Annotated in this window: 13 protein-coding genes; 10 read left to right on the top strand and 3 right to left on the bottom strand. The window is 42.2% G+C overall.

Annotated elements, in window-relative coordinates; all coding sequences use genetic code 11:
- The first annotated feature begins 8 nt into the window (after positions 1-8).
- The 8 genes from BDI_RS11595 to BDI_RS11560 all read left to right on the top strand — a co-directional run bounded on the left by BDI_RS11595 (position 9) and on the right by BDI_RS11560 (position 12,887).
- Positions 9-1,388, top strand: coding sequence for a sulfatase family protein (locus BDI_RS11595; RefSeq protein WP_011966817.1), 1,380 nt, complete (start codon positions 9-11; stop codon positions 1,386-1,388).
- Positions 1,389-1,414: 26 nt separating this feature from the next.
- Positions 1,415-2,773, top strand: coding sequence for a sulfatase family protein (locus BDI_RS11590; protein ID WP_011966816.1), 1,359 nt, complete (start codon positions 1,415-1,417; stop codon positions 2,771-2,773).
- 150 nt (positions 2,774-2,923) lie between these two features.
- Entirely contained in the window at positions 2,924-3,517 is a 594-nt protein-coding gene (locus BDI_RS11585; protein WP_049762389.1) for an RNA polymerase sigma factor, read from the top strand.
- 467 nt (positions 3,518-3,984) lie between these two features.
- On the top strand, positions 3,985-5,064 hold the full coding sequence (locus tag BDI_RS11580; protein ID WP_005854096.1) for a FecR family protein: 1,080 nt from the start codon (positions 3,985-3,987) through the stop codon (positions 5,062-5,064).
- Between the two features lie 150 nt (positions 5,065-5,214).
- Complete coding sequence (locus tag BDI_RS11575) at positions 5,215-8,601, top strand: TonB-dependent receptor (protein WP_011966815.1); 3,387 nt, start codon at positions 5,215-5,217, stop codon at positions 8,599-8,601.
- Between the two features lie 4 nt (positions 8,602-8,605).
- The gene (locus tag BDI_RS11570; protein WP_005854100.1) at positions 8,606-10,165 is read left to right on the top strand and encodes a RagB/SusD family nutrient uptake outer membrane protein; all 1,560 of its coding nucleotides are present in this window, start codon (positions 8,606-8,608) and stop codon (positions 10,163-10,165) included.
- 38 nt (positions 10,166-10,203) lie between these two features.
- Positions 10,204-11,655, top strand: coding sequence for a sulfatase-like hydrolase/transferase (locus BDI_RS11565; RefSeq protein WP_011966814.1), 1,452 nt, complete (start codon positions 10,204-10,206; stop codon positions 11,653-11,655).
- Between the two features lie 188 nt (positions 11,656-11,843).
- Positions 11,844-12,887, top strand: a complete 1,044-nt coding sequence (locus tag BDI_RS11560; RefSeq protein ID WP_011966813.1) for an SPOR domain-containing protein — start codon at positions 11,844-11,846, stop codon at positions 12,885-12,887.
- 32 nt (positions 12,888-12,919) lie between these two features.
- Here BDI_RS11560 and BDI_RS11555 read toward each other — a convergent pair whose 3' ends face one another.
- A complete protein-coding gene (locus tag BDI_RS11555; RefSeq protein ID WP_005854106.1) occupies positions 12,920-13,120 on the bottom strand; it encodes an Arc family DNA-binding protein in 201 nt (66 codons plus the stop codon).
- Between the two features lie 28 nt (positions 13,121-13,148).
- A complete protein-coding gene (locus BDI_RS11550; protein ID WP_011966812.1) occupies positions 13,149-14,099 on the bottom strand; it encodes an SPFH domain-containing protein in 951 nt (316 codons plus the stop codon).
- Positions 14,100-14,234: 135 nt separating this feature from the next.
- Here BDI_RS11550 and BDI_RS11545 point away from each other — a divergent pair, with 135 nt between their 5' ends.
- Positions 14,235-16,238, top strand: a complete 2,004-nt coding sequence (locus tag BDI_RS11545; protein WP_005867205.1) for a tetratricopeptide repeat protein — start codon at positions 14,235-14,237, stop codon at positions 16,236-16,238.
- 60 nt (positions 16,239-16,298) lie between these two features.
- Here BDI_RS11545 and BDI_RS11540 read toward each other — a convergent pair whose 3' ends face one another.
- On the bottom strand, positions 16,299-19,589 hold the full coding sequence (locus BDI_RS11540; protein ID WP_008779970.1) for a TonB-dependent receptor: 3,291 nt from the start codon (positions 19,587-19,589) through the stop codon (positions 16,299-16,301).
- A gap of 436 nt (positions 19,590-20,025) precedes the next feature.
- Between BDI_RS11540 and BDI_RS11535 the strand changes: the two genes are divergently transcribed.
- Positions 20,026-23,379: a TonB-dependent receptor gene (locus BDI_RS11535; RefSeq protein ID WP_011966811.1), complete on the top strand. Its 3,354-nt coding sequence runs from the start codon at positions 20,026-20,028 to the stop codon at positions 23,377-23,379.
- Positions 23,380-23,415 lie beyond the last annotated feature (36 nt).

Below are 23,415 nucleotides of genomic sequence, written 5' to 3'. Positions count from 1 at the left end.
ATACGCATATGAAAACACTGAAATCATTGTCTGTTTTAACAGCGGCGGTATTATCGAACAGCTTGAGCTTGAACGCTGCCTCGGATGCGGCCAATAAGCCTAATTTTGTAATCATATTCTGTGACGATATGGGATATGGGGATTTGAGTTGCTATGGGAATCCCACGATCCGCACACCGAATATAGACCGTATGGCTTGTGAAGGAATGAAGCTGACCCAGTTTTATGTGGGGGCCGGAGTTTCTACGCCAAGTCGGGCCGCGTTAATGACCGGACGTTTGCCGGTTCGAAATGGATTATATGGAGATCGGGTAGCCGTACTTTTCCCTAACTCAAAGGCTGGGTTAGGACAAGATGAGGTCACGATCGCCAAGGTTTTACAACAAAGTGGGTATGCGACCGGCTGTGTAGGCAAATGGCATTTAGGAGCGTTCTCTCCCTATTTACCGACGGATCATGGTTTTGATACCTATTTCGGCATACCTTATTCCAATGATATGAGCCCCGTTCAGAATAAAGGCGCGCATGCCCGGAATTTTCCACCGACTCCATTGATAGTGGATGGTAAGCAAATCGAATCGGAACCGGATCAGGGAGAATTAACCCGTCGCTATACGGAGAAAGCGGTATCGTTCATCAAGAATCATTCAAAGGAGCCTTTCTTCCTTTATTTCGCTCATACCTTCCCGCATATCCCATTGTACACGAATGCCCGTTTCGAGGGAACGAGCAAACGAGGCCTGTACGGAGATGTGGTTGAGGAAATAGACTGGAGCGTTGGTGAAGTGTTGAAGGCTCTGCGTGAAAATGGCTTGGACGAGAATACGTTTGTTATTTTTACCAGCGATAACGGCCCTTGGCTGACGGAGCATGAGAATGGCGGTTCCGCAGGTCCGTTGAAGGATGGCAAGGGTACTTGGTGGGAAGGTGGCTTCCGGGTTCCGGCCATTTGTTGGATGCCGGGAAAAATCAATCCGGCGATCAACGATGAGATTATGACCTCGATGGATTTATATCCGACTTTCCTCTCGATGGCGGGTATCGAGCAACCGAAAGATCTTGTATTGGATGGCGTGAATCAAACCGGATTATTGTTTGAGGAAAAGCATTCCGCCCGTGATGAGGTTTATTATTGGTGGGGCAGTGAGTTGATGGCGATCCGTAAAGGGGAGTGGAAGTATTATTTTAAGACGATCAAGGACCAATATCTGCGAACCTGTAAGATCGAGACTCCGGCAGAACCCTTGTTGTATAACGTGGAGACAGATATCTCAGAGCGATTCAATCTGGCGGATAAGCATCCGGAGATCGTGAAATTACTGATCGAGGCCGGTGAGAAACATAAGAAAGGAATGAAGATCAAGCCTTCCGTATGTGATATGATGTAATGGGACATTTAAAAACACTAGATTAGATGAATAAATATATACTAACAGCGGCTTGCGGATTGGCTTTTTCCGCAGCTTCCGCACAAACAAAGGCTTTGCCGGATAGCCCGAATATCCTGCTGATTTTGGTGGATGATTTGGGATATGGCGATTTGTCCTGTCAAGGAGCCGCCAAGGACATTCAAACTCCACATATCGATAAATTATTAAATGAAGGAGTTCGTTTCACGAATTTCCATGCGAACTGTCCGGTCTCCTCTCCTAGTAGAGCCTCGTTATTAACCGGTCGTTATCCGGATATGGTAGGTGTACCGGGAGTTATTCGTACGCATAAAGAGGATAGCTGGGGGTATCTGTCGGAGGATGCCGTATTATTACCCCAGATGTTGAAGAAAAGAGGCTATCATAATGCGATGGTTGGAAAATGGAATCTAGGATTGGAGTCTCCGAATACCCCTACGGAAAGGGGTTTCGATTTCTACCGGGGATTTTTAGGGGATATGATGGATGATTATTATACCCATCGTCGTTTTGGAAATAATTATATGCGTGAGAACTTGAAAGAGATCGATCCACAAGGACATGCTACAGAGATTTTCTCTGATTGGGCGATCCGTTACCTGTCGGATATGAAGCAAAAGCAAGAGCCTTTCTTCTTGTATCTAGCTTATAATGCCCCACATACCCCGATACAACCTCCTCAGGAATGGCTGGAAAAGGTGAAAAAGCGTGAACCGTCACTTCCGGAGAAGCGTGCTAAGATTGTCGCCTTGATTGAGCATTTGGATTACAACGTCGGACGTGTGTATGAGGCATTGAAGAAAAATGGCCAGTTGGAGAATACGATCATTATATTTACCTCTGATAATGGAGGACAGGACGATGCGGGTGCGAATAACGGCCCGTTCAGAGGTGCGAAGCAGGATATGTACGAGGGAGGGATCCGGGTAGCCGGAGGTATTTATTGGAAGAACCAGATCCGTCCGGCGGTACGTGATAATTTCGTCATGCTTTCGGATATGTTCCCGACCTTATGCGATCTGACAGCCGTGCCTGTATCGCATGAGATCGACGGTATCAGTATCTTGCCTCTTTTACGGGGTGAGGAACAAGATACCGGAGATCGAATGGTGCATTGGGTGCGAAGGGAAGGTAATTCCCGATATGGTGGTAAAGCCTATTACGCATCTCGCTATAAAGATTATAAGATCTTACAAAACACACCTTGGGAACCTATCCAATTCTTCAATCTGAAAGAAGACCCTAAAGAGCAAAACCCGATCGCAGAGCGTTCTTCCGCTGCCTATAAAAACTTGTTCAATGGCTTGATGGAGCATATCCGCCAGACGGGTATGATCCCTTGGCAAAGTAAGCGATATAAGTAACCTTTTCGTATTATTTCAATGAACACGTGTATAATGTATTTTGCGTTATACACGTGTTTTTCTATAAAATCTCTTCTAGCTAATCTGAAAATCGAATGTTTTTGTGTATGTTTGCGTCAAATCTGCGGGAGTTATTTCTACATGATCTATATGAAAATATCCGATGAGGGGCTTTGGGAACTGTGTCTGAAGGGAGATATGAGAGCTTTCCGTGAGCTGTATTGCCGATTTTACGCCTTATTGCGCAATTATGGTATCAAGCTACTTCCTGACAAGAGCTTGGTGGAAGATTGCGTACAGGATATTTTTATCAAATTGATTCAAAACCACGAGACTTTATCTCCAACTGTAAATGTCAAAGGTTACTTACTCAAGACTTTAAGGCATAAGTTGTATGATACGATCGAGAAAAACAGGAAGATGGAGGACATCTCTCTTTATGAGGATACTTTCCAAACAGATGAATTATTTTCTCGTATCTCACTGGATACGACGGAAGCGGACGAACGGGTTAAACTCTTAATGAAGGCTTTGACAAAACTTTCCCCCCACCAGAGAGAGATTATTTATCTTTATTATGTAAATGGATTGGGACACGATGAGATTGCGGAGATCTTAGGTATAAATTATCAATCGAGTAAAAATTTATTATCCAGAACGCTTAGTAAGTTAAGAAGGTGGTTTTCCCTGGACGCTTTAATAATGGGGGGCATCCATTATGTTTTATTCCCTATGCTTACATAAGCGAAAATATCTACCATATCTACAACTATGTCTTATATGCCCTATAAATAAGTATATTACATGGTGGTTGTAGATATAAAAATATCTACAATTATCACTCTTGACCTACCATGTTTTAAGGTGAATGGCAAGAAAGCAATTTATCACTTAGGCTTGTGAGTAGGGAATGGAGTCTTTAAGAGTTGTTTCCCTTAGGGAAAACAAAAGTTTCGTACTGAAGAAACTTTTGTTTTATTATAGGTAAACTAAGGTTTAGTGTACGGAAAACTTTTGTTTGATACTAAGAAAAACTGTAAATATCATATTATTAGTGATTTATGTATATTGGAAGGATACCGGGTGTCGATATATAGCGAGTGTGGAAGATCGTGCTTTTCAAAACACAAGAATATGAAAAATTGTGTTTTTTTCCGCAAAAGTGAGTACCAAAATCAAATTGATCCGTAATAAGAATAAAAATGTAACCTGTGAATAAGAAACGAGACATATTTGAAAAAGATTTATTCCGGCAAGCTGGAGAGGATTTATGGCGTAAAGTCCGAGAAGTGGAACAATTGGATTCCAAGTTCGCTTTATCCTCATGGCAGAAGGTCGAGGAACGTTTGAAAGCTCCCCGTAAAACCTTTGTTTTACGCATACGCTATCTAGCTTCTTCTGTGGCGGCGGCGGTCGTGTTACTCCTTGCCATAGGATGTTATTTCTGGATGGTGGGGGATGATAAATCCTCCTTGCCATTGGCTTTGTTGGAAGAAAAGAGCATAGACTCTTTGCCGGACGATGAGATTGTGCTGGTGGAAAATGGAAGCTGGGTACAGCTTAAAAATGGGGCTACAATTACGCATGATAATATAGGTAAACCAAGTGTAAAAGACTCTCAGATAAAGAAGAAAGTATTAGCTACTAAGACTGGAAATTTGAATCAAATCATAGTACCGAAGGGCAAGCGGGCAAATATTATATTTTCAGATGGTACCCAGATATATGTAAATGCCGATACCCGTGTGATTTATCCGGCCGTGTTTGCTAAAGATAAACGAGAGATCTTAGTTACGGGAGAAGCCTATTTGGATGTTACCCCAGATTCTTCCCGCCCTTTTATCGTAAAGACAAATGCGTTTAATGTAAAGGTACTCGGTACCCAATTTAATGTTTGCGTCTATGGAGATGAGCCGAAGGCTTCCGTTGTATTAGTCGAAGGCCGGGTGGAGGTAGAGAATGATAAGCATGTTAAAGAGGTGCTAGCTCCTAACCAGATGATAGAGTTGGGAAATAAAGGGGTATCTATTAAGGAAGTGGATGTGTTTGAGTATATCTGTTGGAAAGATAATCTGATGCAAGTGAACGATCGTAAGGTTGGGGATGTCTTAAATAAATTAGCCCGATACTATGGGCGTACGATTGTGTTTGATAAAGAGATCGCGGAAATACCTCTTTCCGGTAAACTTGATTTGCGAGGAAGTTTGGAAGATGTTGTTGAGATTATTTGTCAATCTCTATTCTTGCGACAAGAGACGGATAAAGAGAATAATATAATCATATTAAAATAGATTGCCTATGTAAAAGAACTATTTGGTGAAAAGACTTTGTGTTAAAAAGAAAAATTGACAAAAAGAACCGGAAGATACCGTCATATCCACCGGTTCAAAGACTTCGTTTAATCAATTAATTATGTATTAAAGAAAAAACATTACAAATGTATGAAAAAAAAAGATGATTTCTGTAGAGAATCGAATCATTTTCTCAAAAGTGTTTGTTTAGCCTTATGCTTGATCAGTTCTGGAGGCTCTGCGGTGTACGCCGCTACCTTGCAGACGGAACAAACCACGTTGACAGTCCGTATGAATAATTGTACCATAAAGGATGTATTTGACCACATTGAGAAAAATAGTGAGTTTGTTTTTGTTTATCATGGCGCTAATATCGACTTGCATCGCAGGGTAAATTTTGACGTACGGGATAAGTCCGTTGAGGTTATATTGGAAAGGTTATTTAAAGGAACGGATGTTGAATATATTATCAACAACCGACAAATTATCGTACGAAGGAACGAGAAAAAAGAAAACTCGTCCCTTTCTATTCAGCAAGCTAAAAAAATCACGGTCACTGGTATTGTGAAAGATACTCATGGGGAACCTCTCATTGGTGTAAATGTACTGGTGAAGGGGAGTAGAACGGGTACGATTACGGATATGGACGGACATTTTTTATTAAATGAGGTAAGTCCGAATGCGATGGTCTCTATTTCTTATATAGGGTATAAGACAGAAGAAATAGCCTTGAATAATCGTTCTAGCCTAACGATTACACTGACAGAGGATAGTGAACAACTGGATGAGGTTGTCGTTGTTGGCTATGGTACTCAGAAGAAAGTGAATTTGACAGGATCTGTTTCTTCCGTGAAGTTTGATGAGGAATTGGCAAACCGGCCTATAACGGATGCCTCACAAGCCCTTTCTGGTAAAGTGTCGGGTGTATGGATCAGTCAAAATTCGGGAAAGCCGGGGGATGATGGCGCTCAGTTAAGAATCCGGGGTTGGGGTACGCTGAATAACTCGGATCCGTTGGTAATTATTGATGGAGTAGAAGGCGTTTTTAGTCAGATCAATCCAAGCGATATTGAGAGTATCACCGTGTTGAAGGATGCGGCTAGCGCAGCTATCTATGGATCGAAAGCAGCGAATGGAGTCGTTTTGGTAACGACGAAGATGGGTAAAAATAATGAGAAGACGCATGTGGAATTGAACTCATATGTAGGTGTACAACAGTTGGGGCGGAGATTTGATCTGGTGACAAATAGTGCGGAGTTAATGACCATGGCAAACCAAGCCTTGGCTAATGGTGGCGAGAGTCCTTTATATCCCGAGTCCTTGATCTCTGATTTCAAGAATGGCACGGATCCTTATAAATACCCGAATACGGATTGGTACGAACACGTTTATCGGAATGCTCTAATTACAGGCCATAATTTATCAATTCGAGGTGGTTCGGAAAAATTATCTTCTTTTTTGTCCTTAAATTATTTGAAGCAAGAGGGTATTATTACGAATACAGATGCGGAGAGATTCGGTATGCGGGCTAATCTGGAATATAAGGTTAATTCGTGGTTGAAAGTTGGCGCTCGTTTAAATTATATACGCCGGAATTCTCAAGAACCGTTTGATTTATCGCGTGTATTCTTTATACAATCGGGAGCAGCCCCTTTTATCGCTCCTTATACGAGAGATGGACGTTTTGGTTCGGTTGAGGCGATTGCGCAGGATGGAACTTTATTGTATGATAACAGGAACCCGTTAATTGATGCTTCCAATGGCGCTACCAAGACGACTTTGGATTATATGTCGTTAAATGCGTTCGCTACTGTTGACTTTACGAAGGACTTGAATTTGCAAGTCACTTGGGCCTCTAATGGCAATTGGAAAATGGTCGATAAATATAATGAGACCCTTTATGGATACACGGATTCCGGTATAGAGACAATGACCATAAATTATAACCGGGATGGCTTGGAGATGAGTAGAGAGCAAATATCTACTATGCGTAATAACTTTCATGCGACCTTGAACTATAGCAAGAAGTTTGTGGAAAAACATTCGGTCGCGGGAATCTTGGGTGCTCAATTAGAAAATTATAATATTAAGAACGTATATGCACGTAGGACGGATCCCGCTAAAGACGGATTAACCCAAGTGGATGCGGGAACGAATGGCATTCAGGGCAAGGGTAATATGCAAGGATTACGTATGGCTTCTTACTTCGGTCGTCTAAATTATGCTTTCGCTGATAAATATTTATTCGAGATGAATCTTCGTGCGGATGCCTCCTCCCGTTTCAAACGAGGTAATCGATGGGGTGTTTTTCCCGGTTTCTCAGCTGGTTGGCGGTTGAGTGAGGAAAGCTTCATTAAGAATGTGAATATTTTTTCTAACATGAAATTGCGAGCTTCTTGGGGACAATTGGGTAACCAGACGATCGAGGGGTATTGGCCTTATTTAACTGTTATCAATCAGAATTATAATTTAAGTTATAATTATGGAGGTTCCTTGGCTCCGGGTGCGGCTGTAACAGCCTTGGTTGATGAGGATATTACTTGGGAAACAACTTCTTCTCTAGATATTGGTCTGGATCTGGGCTTCTTAAATAATAAATTAAGCATTGAAGCGGACTATTTCAATAAAAAGACTACCGATATTATTGTTCAATTACCAATCTCCAATATCTTAGGTGATAAGACAGCGCCTTTCGAGAATGTTGGGGAGATGAAAAATAACGGTTTTGAATTGGTTGCGAATTATGATAATTTGGAAGCCAGTAGGGATCGATTGGGATTTAATGTAGGATTTAATTTTACTTACATAAATAATGAAGTAACAAAGTTCCAAGGTGGTAATTCTCCGGATCAACTGTATTTGATCCGTGAGGGATATCCTTACAAAGCGTTGTATGGTTATAAAGCGATTGGCATTTACCAATCGGATGAAGAAGCGGTAGAGCATATGCATAATAATGGCTATAAGCCTGCCATGGGTAATTTGAAGTATGAGGATGTAAATAATGATGGAAAATTGGACTATCAAGATAAGCAAGTATTAGGAAATACGATTCCGAAGATCACTTATGGTATTTCTGCAGGGTTGCGTTATAAGGGATTTGATCTGAGCCTCTTGTTTCAGGGTTTAGGAAAGGCGAATGTCTTTACTCAAAATGAAATGACTCGCTTAGGATATGAGTATATGCGAATCGCGGGCTTTTGGAGAGACGCATGGACACCAGAGAATTCAGGTTCTAGTATCCCTATGCTTCGATATGACTCTACTTGGGATCGATACGACTCCTCATTTTGGGTACATCGGATTGACTTCTTGAAATTGAAGAACTTACAATTGGGTTATGCATTTCCGGAAAGGATTACTTCAAAGTTGAAAATGCAACGGCTTTATGTATACGCTAATGCTCAGAATTTATTTACGGTTATGTGGAAAAAAGGCTATGAGGGATACGATCCGGAAAGAAATACGTTTGATGCGGGAGGTTCTCCGTATCCGACACCGAGAATATTCACATTTGGTTTAAATCTTAATTTCTAAAGCTATGAAACGTTTAATAATATATTGTTTGTCGTTTTTGTTATTGATCTCTTTTGGTGGTTGTATGGAGAATTATCTGGATTTGTATCCGGAGGATAAAATCACGGCCGCTAACTTTCCGGAAAAAGAATCGGATATTAAGTTACTGTTAGATGGAACGTATGCTTGTCTAAGGGAGACCGCTGTCATAGATCAAGGTTTGTTTGGGTTTGGAATGACAGATTGTGCGACTCCCAATGCATATAATTGGGGAACTGTCGAGGTTTTCAATAAATTGGGAGCCGGACGTTTGAGCTCTAGTGATGGCGGTGTCGTTACTTTTCGTTGGAAAAGATGTTATGAAATGATCTCTAGGGCTAATTATTTATTGGCTTGTTTAGAAAAAATAGAATTAGCGGGGGAGGCGAAAAAGTTGTATGTTGGCGAGGCTCATTTCTTGAGGGGATTGGCTTATTCGGTACTTGCGGAAACTTATGGGGGTGTTCCTGTCGTACTTTCAGAAATCTCAACATCGGAGGCTCGTAACCTAAAGCGTTCCAGTCGAGAAGATACATGGCAACAGGCGTTGGATGATTATGATGTCGCCATCGCTAATTTAGGTGCGGATGCTCCGGAGAAAGGACGTGCTACGAAAGGCGCTGCCTTGGGTATGAAAATGCGTGCGTATTTATATCAAGGTAAGTATAAGGCGGTTTTGGAATGTGTAGATCAGATTGATGCTCTGAAGAAATATGGCTTGTTTCATAGTTATGCGACATTGTTCGATCCGGCTAATGAAGGAAATAAGGAGGTTCTATTTGATATCCAATATATAGAGGGTGAAAATTCACAGGGTACTTTTCTGGATCAATACTGCGGAACGGGAACCGGTAGTTGGACACGTGGTAGTCGCTATGTTCCTACAGATGATTTGGTGGCGGCTTATGAGACCGTGGATGGGAGCCCTATTGATCCGGAAAATCCTTATGAGAACCGTGATCCTCGTTTAGCGTTCACGGTTGTGCTTCCGGGCTCTTATATTTTAGGACATCGTTTCCCTAGTTATTTGTATCCGGGGGGAGCTTTTAATCATGCGGGTAATCGATTGAAACATTTGAGTACTCGTAAGTACCGGATTCAGAACGAGGCGGATTTACCTCCCGCCGGCCAGTCTTATATTAACGATATTATCTTGCGATATGCGGATGTGCTATTGTCGAAAGCGGAAGCGATTATTGAATCTGGTGGAAATGTTTCGGAGGCGATCGCTATATTAAACCGGATCCGTACGGAACGAGATGACGTGAAAATTTCCCCATTGCCTTTGTCCTTATCTCGGGATGAGGCCCGTGAGAAACTAAGGCATGAAAGAAGAATAGAATTGGCGTTGGAAGGTCGTTACTGGTCGGATGTGAAGCGTTGGAAAATAGGAAAGGAGCTTTATCCGATGATTATAAAGGATCATGAAGGAAGCGTGATTGAGACAAAATTCCCGAACGGCTATTTGGAATACTATGATTTATTACCTATTCCTGATAGTGAGCGCTCTTTGAATCCAAATTTAGAGCAAAATCCGGGTTGGTGATTTAGAGAATATATTTATTAGAATTTAGATTATATAAAATGAATTATAAAGAGATCTTTGTTGCGGTTAATAGTGCCGCATTGATGTTGTCAACCGTAAGTTGTGACGCAAAAGAGGAAGCTGTTCCTAAGCCGAATATCATAATTTTATTAGCGGATGATTTGGGATATAATGATGTCTCTTGTTATCGAAATGAGAATTTTCCGCAGCAGTCGGATAGCTTTCCTACTTCCCAAACTCCGAATTTGGACTTATTGGCCCGGCAAGGTATTCGCTTTACGAATTTTTATTGTGGTGCGGCTGTTAGCTCTCCATCTCGTGCGGCTCTAATGACCGGTCGGAATTGTACTCGTACAGGGGTTTATAATTATCTGGAGCAAAACTCACCGATGCATTTGAGAGATAGTGAGGTTACTATAGCAGAAGTACTGAAACAAGCAGATTATGCGACGGGGCATTTTGGAAAGTGGCATTTAAGTTCGGGACGTCCGGATCAACCTTATCCCAATGATCAAGGTTTTGATTATAGTTTTTATGCCTTGAATAATTCAGTCCCGTCTCATCATAATCCCACGAACTTTTTCCGGAATGGAGAACCGCAAGGTGAGATCGAAGGTTATTCCTGTGATATTGTGGTAACGGAAGCACTCCAATGGCTAGACAAGAATAAACAGGAACCTTTCTTCTTAAATGTTTGGTTCAATGAGCCTCATTTTCCAATGGAGGCCCCGGAGGAGTTGAAGAAAAGGCATGCTATTAATCCTGAGTATTATGGGTGTATCGAAAATATGGATATAGCGATTGGTAAATTAATGAATTATCTAAAAGAACAGAATCTGGAAGATAATACGATTGTCATATTTGCTTCTGATAATGGTTCTCAGTGGGATTATTCTAATTTGCCATTTCGGGGAGAGAAACATTTTAATTATGAGGGAGGATTGCGAGTTCCATGTATTGTTAGATGGCATAAACATGTACCAACCGGTGTGATTAGTGAGTTTAACGGTTGTTTCACGGATATATTACCAACGTTAGCGTCTTTAGCGGATGCTCCGGTTCCTACAGATCGTGTTATTGATGGTATGGATATTTCTCCGGTGTTTTTGGGGAAAGCTGAAACGTTGGAAAGAGAAAACCCTTTGTTCTTTTTCCGGTATATTCATGATCCTATTTGTATGATACGTGAAGGCGACTGGTGTCTACTGGGATACGATGAGCCTCTACCATGGGCTTTTAGTTTGGATGAATTAGCGCTTGGTAAAGTGAAGCCTTGGTATTTGACAAAAGAACATATGGAGTTCGCCAAGAAGGTGTTTCCAAAATATTTTGAGTTATATAATTTGAGAGATGATCGTGAGGAACGAATAGATGTGGCAGATAAACATCCTGAAATTGTAGCGAGACTGAAATCAAAGATGTTGAAACTTAAGCAGGAAGTTGTAGCTGAAGGTGGAGATTGGTTTGCGGAAGACGTGGATGAAAGATGACAAAGTTGCTTGCGTGTCAAATGATATGAGAAAATAAGTCCTAATAACTTGTTTAAAATTCATAGTTATGATTTTCTTGAGACATAGTTATGTTTTGAGTATTTCATAACTATGTTTTTCCGGGTCATTTCAAAGGAAAAAAGTGCTCTTTTTTTGTTATTTCTATAAAGATATTTACCTTTGTCTCTATGTTAAGGATAATAACACATATTGAACGCTTATTGCTGACGCATGATTGTGTGATCTTGCCGAAGTTTGGTGGTTTCGTGCTGCAAATCTTGCCGGCGACGTATGAGGAAGAGGAACATTCGTTTCGGCCGATGCGTAAAGAGGTTATGTTCAATGTAACGCTACAGCATACAGACGGCTTGCTTTCCGAGTCGTATATGCAGACGTATGGCGTTGATTACCGGAAAGCTCAATTGATGCTGGAAGAGGATATCGAGGCTTTGAATGTTTCTTTGGAACAAGACAAGCGGATAACATTGGGGCGAATCGGGACTTTCTCTATAGGAGAGGAAGGGCAGACCATTTTTACGCCGGGCGATTCTGGGGTATTTAATGCGGATTCGTATGGTTTATCATCGTTTCATTTTCCGGTTTTGCGATCGTTGGAGGAAGAGCGGGAAGAGGTTGCCTTACTTACGGGTAAGAAAAAGAAAGATGTGTTCTATATCCCGGTTAGTCGTAAGTTGATTCGGGTTGTTGCGGCGTCAGCTGCTGCTGTCGCATTATTCTTTGTGGTTTCGACTCCGGTGAAAGAAGTAAACCTGTCCGCTTATACAGCTAGTTTTGTTCCTACGGAGATGATAAATTATAGGTTTGAGGAACCGATTTCTCAGCTGGAGGAAATTCAAGTATCCCAAGAGGACGAGATGGTAGCGGAGGTAACTCCCAAAATAGAAGCGACTAAGGAGACAGAGATTGCCAAAGCGGCTTCTGCTCCTGAGGTAAAGAAAGAGCTTGTTGCTCCCGCTCCGAAAGTGAAATCCGTGGCACCAAAGAAGATGTATCATATCGTGATAGCGAGTTTCCCGACAGAGGAGCAGGCGAATGAGTATATATCCGGTGTAGACCGTGCGCAATGTAAAAATGTAAGCAAGGTGGTTCGTGATGGTAAATATCGTATTTATGCGGATAAGTTTAATAACCGGGCGGATGCCGAGAGCTACATGGCGACACTTCGAAAAATAGAAAAGTATAAAGATGCTTGGCTGTTCATTAGCCGTTAATAAAAAAGCCTGATCTTTCGATCAGGCTTTTTTTATGACTTGTCGTCGTTTTGTGGCCGGGGCAGTCTTTTCTTCTTCAACCGTCCTGCCTTTCGTAAGGCTTGGTCCAGAATGTACTGGATTTGGCCATTGGTGCTGCGAAATTCGTCCGCAGCCCAAGCTTCGATAGCTTCCATCATATCAGCGTCCACCCGCAGGATGAAGCTTTTGACAGTATTATCTTTTTTGGCCATATACTAGTATTAATATTAAATTCTTACATTAATGATGTAGAGTCCCGGTATTTACGACAGGTTGCGCTGCCTCGTCAGCACAAAGGACAACCAACAGATTACTGACCATTGCGGCCTTTCGTTCCTCATCCAGTTCCACAATATTGTCTTTATCCAGTTTGTTCAAGGCGAGTTGAACCATGCTAACCGCTCCTTCCACGATCCGTTCTCTGGCGGCGATAATTGCTTCCGCTTGCTGGCGGCGTAACATGACTCCGGCGATCTCGGAAGCATACGCTAAGTAATTGATACGGGCTTCCAATACCTCAATACCTGCTATCGCCAGACGGCTGTTTAATTCCTCCTCCAGCTTTTGAGCGACCTCCCCGTCATCGGACCGTAAGGTCACGGGATCTTTGCTCTCGTTATAATCATAGGCATACATGCCAGCGATCTTACGGATGGCGGCATCACTTTGTATCTGCACGAAATTCTCATAATTCTGCATTCGTTGGGATAATTCAGAGGATTCTCCCATTGATATGAATGATTTATTCGAAGAGATACTAATGGACGAAGAATCGATGTCGAACATCGCTCTATAAGTATCCTTGACTTTCCATACCATCACGGCCCCGATCATAACAGGATTACCGACCTTATCGTTAACCTTGATAGGAGGGACATCTAAGTTACGGGCACGTAACGTGATTTTCTTTTTGCTGTAAAGTGGATTGACCCAGAAAAATCCGTTATCAGTAATTGTCCCTTTATATTTTCCGAAAAAGAGCATTACTCGGGCATTGTTGGGCTCGATTTCCATGAATCCCAATAAACAAACCACTAACAGGCAGAGTCCGACGATGCCGGTGATTACGCTCCAAGTCCCGTTGGTGCCTGCGATTAAATAGCAGCAGAGACCCGATAGAGCCAATAGGAGAAAAAGAGCAATAAACCCCGAGATTCTCAGTCCGTTGAATGTCTTTTCGGTTGCTTTCATGATGATTTGTTTTTGATATTAATTTGATATCACAAAATAAGTGATTTTTATGGAGACTGCCAAATATTTTGAGGGATATTATTAGAGTGATCTGTAAATATTTTCATAGCTTTGTCTCATCTAAAAATTATATACTTGGACTTTCAGTTAGACACGAACAATAAGGAGTTTCAGGATGCCTTGCAACTGATCACCCACACTCGCCAGTCTGTTTTCCTGACAGGGAAAGCAGGGACCGGCAAGTCTACTTTTTTGAAGTATATTTGCAATCATACGAAGAAAAAGTATGTGGTGCTGGCTCCTACCGGAATAGCGGCCATAAATGCGGGCGGCGTTACCTTGCATTCCTTTTTCAAGCTCCCTTTTCGGCCGATGTTGCCGGATGATCCGGATTTAAGTTTGTCTCATGGTCGTATCTTTGAGTTTTTTAAGTATCCGAAGGAGAAACGGAAAATTATCGCGGAGGTCGATTTGATCATCATTGACGAGATATCGATGGTGAGGGCGGATATTATTGATTGTGTAGATCGTATCTTGAGGGTCTATTCCGGTAATATGCGATTGCCTTTTGGCGGAAAGCAGCTATTGTTCGTGGGAGATGTCTTCCAGTTGGAACCGGTTGTTCCGTCGGATCAAAAAGAGATATTGAGTTTGTTCTATGCGAGCCCTTTCTTTTTCTCGGCTCGTGTGTTCAAGGACATTAATTTAGTGCCGATCGAGTTGCAAAAAGTGTATCGCCAGACCGATTCTGTTTTTATCAATATATTGGATCGGATTCGTAATAATGCCGCTAGAAAACAGGAGTTGGATACGTTGAACGGTCGTTATTTTCCGTCTTTCGAGCCTCAGAATGAGGATATGTATATCACGTTGGCCACTCGCCGGGATCAGGTTGATTTTATCAATGAGAAGAAGTTGGCCGAGCTTCCCGGAGAAGAGTACGTCTCCGTGGGAAAGATCGAGGGGGATTTTCCAGAATCCTCACTACCTACCCAGCTGAATTTATCCATCAAGGAACAGGCGCAGGTTATTTTTATCGATAATGATTATGAGCGTCGTTGGGTGAACGGGACGATCGGTATGGTATCGGGTATCGATGAGAATGGAAATGTTTATGTCTTGCTGGAGAGCGGTGTAGAACATTTGGTCGAACCTACCTCATGGCGAAATTATAAATACAAATATAACGAGAAAGAGAAACGGATCGAGGAAGAGATTGTCGGTACGTTCGAACAATTGCCGATTCGTTTGGCTTGGGCGATCACGGTGCATAAGAGTCAAGGCTTGACTTTTAGCCGGGTGGTAGTTGATTTGACCGGAGGGGTATTTGCCGGGGGACAAACCTATGTGGCGTTGAGTCGTTGTACTTCATTGGAAGGATTGGTGCTAAAAAGCAAGATCTCTTCCCGGGATATCTTTATCCGGAAAGAGATCGTAGAATTCAGCCAAATATTCAATAACCAAGCATTAATAGAGAAAAGTATCAAAGAGAGCGAGGCGGAATTGCAATATGGTCGGGCGGCTCAGGGTTTTCGGCAGGGTAATATGAAAGAGGCGGTCGAGGCTTTTGCCGCCGCCGTATCTAAACGGAATGAATTGGATAATCCGATGGTACAACGGCTGCTTCGTTTGAAATTGCAAGCCTTGAATAGTCAAAAGGCACAGATTAAGGCTCTGAGGGAAGAATTGCATTCGCTTCGTGAGACCCAGAAAGAGTATGCACATGAATATTACTTGATGGGTAACGAGTGCATAACGAAGGCCCATGACGCGAATGCCGCTATTCGTTGTTTTGATAAAGCCTTGAATTTGAATCCGAATTATGTGGAAGCTTGGGTACGCAAAGGGGTTACTTTATTGGATATAGGTGAGGACTACGACGCTCAGGTTTGTTTAAACAAAGCGGTAAAATTAAGTCCGAAATCTTTTAAGGCCCGCTATAACCGTGGAAAATGCCTATTGAAGCTCAAATATTACGATGAAGCTATTCTGGATTTCCAGCAGGCGGTAAGTATCAAACCTAAACATGCGGCTTCCCACGAATATCTGGCGGAGGGTTTCCGGGCGATCGGAGAGGACGAATTAGCCCAGCGGCATCAAGATATAGCGGATGCCTTGCGAGGGGGAGAGGATATATGATGAAATAGAAAAGGCGAGAAAATTTATTTCCCGCCTTTTTTATGGAGTTATATCTCTTGATTAATTAAAGATGTAACGGATACCAACCTGCATTTTCCAGCATTCAGTATAGATACGGTTATAAGAATAAGTCTCAGTCGGATATTCACCATTGATCTTATACATGGAGAAAATTGGAGTCTTGTTATCATCCATGCCTTCATATTTCAAGATACGGCAACCGTTGGAAGAAGATGCGTTCTTCATTACACCCCATTTCGAGTTGATCATATTACCGATATTCATGAAATCAAGGCTCAATTGGAAATGATGTTCGGTTTTACCTGCCTTGAATGAGAAATCTTCCGTGATACGAAGGTCGAAACGATGTACCCAAGGTGCACGTGCGGCATAAGCCTCAGCGTATTCTCCCTTGTGATTCTTTAAATAAGAATCTTGGTCTACGAAGTTCCAGAAAGCGGTTCTATCTGCTTCATTCTTGAATTTGATTTCACTATCATCTTTCGGGATATACATCATATCATTATTGATACCGTCACCATTCATATCATTTGTATAAGCGAAGCTATATCCGGAAGCGGAATAACCGGAATAGAACAGATTTAAGCTTGTTTTTCTGAGCAGACCTTTATGGCGGAAGGGCAGATTATAATTGACCGCTGCGATTACCTTGTCGGGCACTACATACCGTGAACGTTGTACGGTCGCGAAATTCGGTCCGTCTATCGTTAACATTCCCTGCCATGTAGATACAGGGTCGCTACCCGGAAGACCGGAAATTTCTTTGGATTCCGTGTGCGTATAAGCCAACATCATGTTCAAATCCTCTACGGGTTGAGCGTTAATCGTAACATTGGCGGTATAACCATGTCCTTTGGATGTGTTAGTTAATACAACCGCATTCTTACCGGATACATACGTATAATCAGATGGATAAATCAAACGGTTATCCGCTCCGTTAAAATGTTCCCAATTTGACGGGTCCTTGATGTTGATATTCTCAAGGGTTACGGCATTGATGTTCTTGTTATAGATGAACTCGCCGGTTACGGATAATGGGAAGGAAGTAGGGAGCTGATAATCTACAGCCAAGGAGGTTTTCCATATTTGTGGCATCTTGAAGTTGTCCTTTACGCCAGAGATCTTAGAACCGGCAACCGGATTCTCTATCGTGGTAGGAAGGCCGAATTTCTTGATCGCATCATCTACATTCGTAATCATGCCGCCAGCCAATTGATCCAGACGGGAATCATGACTTACCGCAATTCCATTCTCATATTTTGTGCCGAATACTACGGCATTTTGTACCATATTCGAGTTTGTCGGCATATTCGTAAAGAATACCAAGGGTAAACGTCCGGTAAATATACCTGTACCACCACGTACTTTTAAGGAATTATCCTTGAACACATCCCAAACGAAACCTACACGAGGGGATATTTGCATTCTAGACTTAGGCCATTTGCCGGTGTCGATATGTTTGCCTCCGAAATCAAGATCGTAGATTGCGTCGTTTCTTTGAAGATCGCTATTGTCGAAAATTAAATCATCGAAACGTATACCATAAGTTAACTTCACGTTCGGGCGAATGTTCCACTCATCCTGTGCGTAGAATCCGATCTGGTTAAAAGTAACCTGAGCTTTCGGGTCGGAAACACCGTTGTAACCGTATGTCCATGCGAACGTTTCAGGAGCGGCACCGTTCAAGAAATCATCTAAGCTGCTGTAACGATAATATCCCGTGCCGTTGCGCATATAAGCATTGCTAGCAAGTTGGTGCTCGAAACTGATACCAGCTGTGATCTTATGGTCGCCGGCAAAGTAAGTGAAGTTATCGATAACACTTGTGATCTTGTTCTTCACGCCGTTGTTGTAAGTAAATAATTCATATCCGGCACTCATATAAGGCTCCATAATTTGGTTACCTTCCGCATCTTTACCTGCCAAGATATCAATGAAGGGGAAAGGGGAAGAGTTGGTTCCGCGCATATCCTCGATATCCGTATAAGTGAAAAGTAACTGATTGGAAATCTTATCAGAGAAGCGACTGTTCAAATCAGCGGATACGGAAGACACTTTATTGTCTTGGGAATACATGCTGTTAGCAAAAGACATGGATTGGTAACCTACACGGCTTGTATTATACAGACGAGAGCCGGAACCACCATCCATAGAGTTAGCGTTAGGAGCGTTCCATGCGGTATTCTTTGTATAGTTGTACCGTACGCTCAATTTATGGCCATTCGTGATATTCCAGTCGATACGACCTAGCAATTTCAAATTCTTTTCGTCTGCGGGGAAGTTCGTGGCTGATCCTGTATCATAACCATATTTATCTCTTAAGAAATCGGATACCTTTTGCATGTCGGAGAGTGTAGTGCGAGATATGTAGTTATTCTCGTCCGGTTGCTCTCCTTCAGTACGAGCTCTCCATTTGATCACTTGTTGCGGTTGTTTTTCCACTTCTACATTGGCGAAGAAGAATAATTTATTCTTGATGATCGGACCGCCGAACGTAGCTCCGTAAATCGTTTTGGATTCCTTAGCACGTGCGCCCAAGTCTTCTCCATCGATTGAGTTTCCTCGCATATTCTGGTTCTGGAAGTAAGTGTAAGCGGAACCTTTGAATGTGTTTGTACCGGATTTGGTGATAGCGTTGATACCGCCACCAATGAAGTTTGTCTGGCGGACATCGAACGGGGCGATTACCACTTGTACTTCCTCGATAGCGTCCATAGAGATCGGGTTACCGCCTCCGGGAAGATTATCCGAAAGGCCGAAGTTGTTATTAAAGTTCGCTCCATCTACCGTAAAGTTCGTGGAACGGCCATCGCCACCGGCAAAACTCATGTCGGAGGCATAAGGAGAAAGGCGTGCGATATCGGAGATACTACGGTTAATGGTGGGTAAAGAGGTGATCTGTGACGAGGAGATATTGGTTGTCGCACCCGTCTTTTCCGTATTGAACTTCGTTTTCGCCGCTGTGATTACGATCTCGTCCAAGGTCTCGGAAGATTCTTTCAACTTAACATTCAAGTTGTAGTTCTCTCCCAATTGCAGGGTAATGCCGGAATAAACGGCAGATTGATAACCAACGTAAGAGATCGTAACTTTGTATGGACCTCCTGTACGCATACCTTGTAAGGAAAAGCGTCCGTCAACGTTTGTGATCGTACCATAATTTGTCCCAGAAGGTTCGTGAACCGCCAAAACGGTCGCACCAATAACGGGTTCATCTTGAAACATAACTGTTCCACTCATACTGGCTGTTGTTACCTGCGCTTGTGTCGGGATGACAAACAAGAAACTCAGTACAGCTAAAAGGAATAGCGTCTGTAAATGTCTGCTCATAATTTAAAATAGTTAATGTAATAAAAACTTTCGCAAAGTTATGGGTTATTTTTTAATATCATTGTATGTTTCTTATTTAATACTTGTTTCATATTCATGAAGTTGCTGTGACGGGGCGGAATTGAGTAATGTCCTTATTCGGAGATGGATGGCTTGTATTGGCAAAACAAGAGGGTTCTTTATGAAATTTTTAATTTGATGATTCTTAACTAACATTCCCTGTTGGGCGGTGATTTAAAAGAATTATAGACGCTTTTCCTGCATATTGTTGGATTATGGATGTGGTTGGTTGAAAATAATAATCTGGAGATCTGTGTGAGGAATGTTAATGCTATGAATATTATATATAGTTTGTGACAAAAAGAGATATCTAATCCCTATCTTTGCGGCGATATACAAAAATGTTATAATTATTTTAAATATAAATACTTCTTGTATGAGGAAAACTTATCTACTTTTAACGTTACTTTTGTTGTGCGTGGGAATATCCATACATGCTCAGGTGACGACGGCGAGTATGAGTGGTAAAGTCACGGATACATCATCGGAAGCGATGATCGGAGTGAATATCAAGGCTACGCATACGCCAACGGGTACCGAATACTACACGATTACCCAGCCGAATGGTTCTTATTCTTTTAACAACCTTCGTATCGGAGGCCCTTATGTGGTAGAGTTCTCTTATATTGGATACAATACGGAGAGCCGGACAGGAATAAACTTGGTTTTGGGTGAGGATCTGAAACTGAATGTAGTAATGCGGGAAGATACCCAAGCTCTCGACGAGGTAGTCGTGGTTGCGGATAAGAACCCCATTATTTCAGGAAGTCGTACAGGTGCGCAGGAAATCATCACTCGTGAGAAGATGGATAAGCTGCCTACGATTAACCGTTCTTTGGATGATTTCGTGAAATTAACCCCGATGAGTAGCGGTAAGAATTTTGGCGGTGTCTCTTACCGTTTTAATAATGTAACGGTGGACGGTGCCTCCTTTAATAACTCGTTTGGTCTGGCTTCTGCTCTTGGAGCTTCCGGTACGGAACCGATTTCTTTGGAGGCGCTCGAGCAGGTACAGGTGATGATCGCTCCTTTTGATGTTCGAAATGGAGGATTCACGGGTGCGGGTATTAACTCCGTAACGAAATCCGGTTCGAATGAGTTTCATGCTTCTGTATATATGTACACGAAGAGTCCGTCTATGATGGGATATCGTGTGAAGGATGAGACGATTGGTGTTTCAGAGTTCTCTAATCACCAATACGGTATCAGTTTATCCGGTCCGATCATTAAGAATAAGTTATTCTTCTTCATCAATGGTGAGATGGATCGTCAGGAGGAACCGATTTCTTATACGACCGCTAATTCTGCGGCGGATGCGACAGTCTTGCAGGGTTTATCTGATTTCTTAGGTGATGAGCTTGGGTATAATCCGGGTAAATTCGACGTGAATAAGACAAATACTCAAGCGGATCGAATCACGGCTCGTTTAGACTGGAATATCAACTCAAATAATGTGTTGAGCTTAAAATATTATTATTTGAAATCGTTTAATACGAATAACCCTTCTACTTCCGGTGCGCCGAATAACGGACGTGGACCGAATGCGTTCGCTATTCCGTTCTCTTCTTCTTTCTACCGGACGAATAATAACTTCAATATTTGGATGGCTGACTTGAATACGACCATTAATGACCGTATGTCTAATTATTTGAAGATCGGTTATTCCCGTTTGCGTGATTATCGCGATATGGATGGTGGTTACTTCCCGCAAGTGGATATCTTGGATGGTGATAACAATGCTTATACGACTTTCGGAACCGAGGCAAACTCCTATAATAACCAGTTGAACAGTGATATCTGGCAGATACAGGATAACTTCTTGATGAATTTTGGCAAACATCAGATTACGGTTGGAACGCAAAGTGACTATCGCGCCTTTAAGAATGGTTTCGCTCAAAACTATCCGGGTTCTTGGGTATTTAACTCTGTCGATGATTTTAAGTTCAACGTATTGGCTACAAAACAATACATGGCCGCTCATAACGGAAGTGTACAAGGATTTGATATCCGTGAGTTTAATCCGAAAGATTTTGGATTTGGTTCCAATGTGACAGGTATTACGAATTCTTCTTCTACGGGGTACCAGTACTATGCGCAAAGATATTCGATGACGGATGATTTTCCATTCGCCGAGATAAATGTATTCCAGTTAGGTTTGTATGCCCAAGATAAGTGGACGGTAAGTGATAAATTGAACTTGACGTTAGGTTTACGTATTGATGTTCCGTTCTTTATGACTGATTTGCAGTCGAATGATAAAGTCGCCGCCGAGACCTATCGGGATGGCATCAAGATCGATGTTTCTAAATATCCGAACGCCAAACCTCAGTTCTCTCCTCGATTCGGTTTTAACTACAAACCGTTTGACGATGAGAATGGAAGTTTGCAGATCCGTGGTGGTACGGGACTCTTCACGGGTACTCCACCTTATGTATGGATCAGTAATCAAGCCGGCAACAATGGCGTTTTGTTTGGTGACTTGAATGTCCGGGTGGTAAAGGACAAGAATGACAATATCATTAGCGATGGCAGACCTTCGCTAGGTTTTACCGGAAATATGGATACTTATAAACCGGCTGAAGGTAGCGCTACCCGTTCGGATATAGCGATTACGGATCCGGACTTTAAATATCCGAGCTTATGGAAAAGTAATATCGCTGCCGATTATAAGTTTGGTGATGGCTGGGTAGCTACCGTAGAGTTGCTGTATTCAAAAGACATTAACGCTATTTATCATGACAATATCGGATTGTATCGGACCGAGCAATTTGTAAATGACGGTGGAGCGGGTAACGCACGTCCATATTATAATGGCTATTATAGCGATAGGGAAGGAAATCAAAAGGCCGCAAATCATGTCGTGATGCTGCGTAATACCAGCAAAGGACATTCGCTTTATACGACCTTCCAGTTGCAGAAAAACTTTGTTGATGGAATCTTGAAGGGATTGTATTTGAATGGATCTTACTCTTTCGGGCAGTCTAGAGGTGTAACAGACGGAACATCGTCTGTGGCGACTTCCGCTTGGAAGTACCGTGCGGCCTTGGACGGAAATGCGGAAGAAGTAGGTTATACGGCAGGTTCTTTTGATGGTCGTTTGTTATTGTCCGCTTCTTATACGGCTAACTGGAGTAAATATGCGGCAACAAGTTTTGGTTTGATCTATCAGCGTTATCGTCCGTTCCGTTATTCTTATTGTTATAATGGTGACGCAAATGGCGATTCTCAGTTCTCCAATGACTTGATGTATATCCCCGCGAATTTTGACGAGGTAAAAGATCATTTGTTACCGGGCGATTTCGATAGCCAAGAAGATGCATGGAAAGCGATGAATGCCTTTATCGAGCAAGATCCTTATTTGAGCAAACATAGAGGTGAGTATGCCGAACGTAACGGTGCTGTCGCTCCGTTTGCGAATCAGTTGGATTTGAGTGTTTCTCATGATATAAAGATTTACCAGAAGAATGGTCGTTCACATACCTTGCGCTTTAGTTTCAATATCGCCAACTTCTTGAATTTGTTGAATCGTAACTGGGGTGTGGTACAAACAACCGTTTTGGGTAATCAGCAATATCAGTTCTTGACGATCCCGAAAGGACAAGGCCCGAGTGCGGCGAACAACTATACGTTGAAGTATACGATGGCGAAAGATTTGGACGAAACCTTCAAGGATAATTTGAACGATGTGTCTCGTTGGCAAATGCAATTCGGTATCAAGTATATCTTCTAAAAAAAATCTTTCATTAGATAAAATTTAATAATTAGA

This window comes from Parabacteroides distasonis ATCC 8503 (assembly GCF_000012845.1).
Taxonomy (GTDB): domain Bacteria; phylum Bacteroidota; class Bacteroidia; order Bacteroidales; family Tannerellaceae; genus Parabacteroides; species Parabacteroides distasonis.
This window is presented reverse-complemented; position numbering and strand designations above follow the sequence as displayed.

Coding starts and splice junctions, on each gene's coding strand:
- BDI_RS11595 (WP_011966817.1), top strand. CDS start 9: ATGAAAACACTGAAATCATTGTCTGTTTTAACAGCGGCGGTATTATCG.
- BDI_RS11590 (WP_011966816.1), top strand. CDS start 1,415: ATGAATAAATATATACTAACAGCGGCTTGCGGATTGGCTTTTTCCGCA.
- BDI_RS11585 (WP_049762389.1), top strand. CDS start 2,924: ATGAAAATATCCGATGAGGGGCTTTGGGAACTGTGTCTGAAGGGAGAT.
- BDI_RS11575 (WP_011966815.1), top strand. CDS start 5,215: ATGAAAAAAAAAGATGATTTCTGTAGAGAATCGAATCATTTTCTCAAA.
- BDI_RS11570 (WP_005854100.1), top strand. CDS start 8,606: ATGAAACGTTTAATAATATATTGTTTGTCGTTTTTGTTATTGATCTCT.
- BDI_RS11565 (WP_011966814.1), top strand. CDS start 10,204: ATGAATTATAAAGAGATCTTTGTTGCGGTTAATAGTGCCGCATTGATG.
- BDI_RS11560 (WP_011966813.1), top strand. CDS start 11,844: ATGTTAAGGATAATAACACATATTGAACGCTTATTGCTGACGCATGAT.
- BDI_RS11555 (WP_005854106.1), bottom strand. CDS start 13,120: ATGGCCAAAAAAGATAATACTGTCAAAAGCTTCATCCTGCGGGTGGAC.
- BDI_RS11550 (WP_011966812.1), bottom strand. CDS start 14,099: ATGAAAGCAACCGAAAAGACATTCAACGGACTGAGAATCTCGGGGTTT.
- BDI_RS11540 (WP_008779970.1), bottom strand. CDS start 19,589: ATGAGCAGACATTTACAGACGCTATTCCTTTTAGCTGTACTGAGTTTC.
- BDI_RS11535 (WP_011966811.1), top strand. CDS start 20,026: ATGAGGAAAACTTATCTACTTTTAACGTTACTTTTGTTGTGCGTGGGA.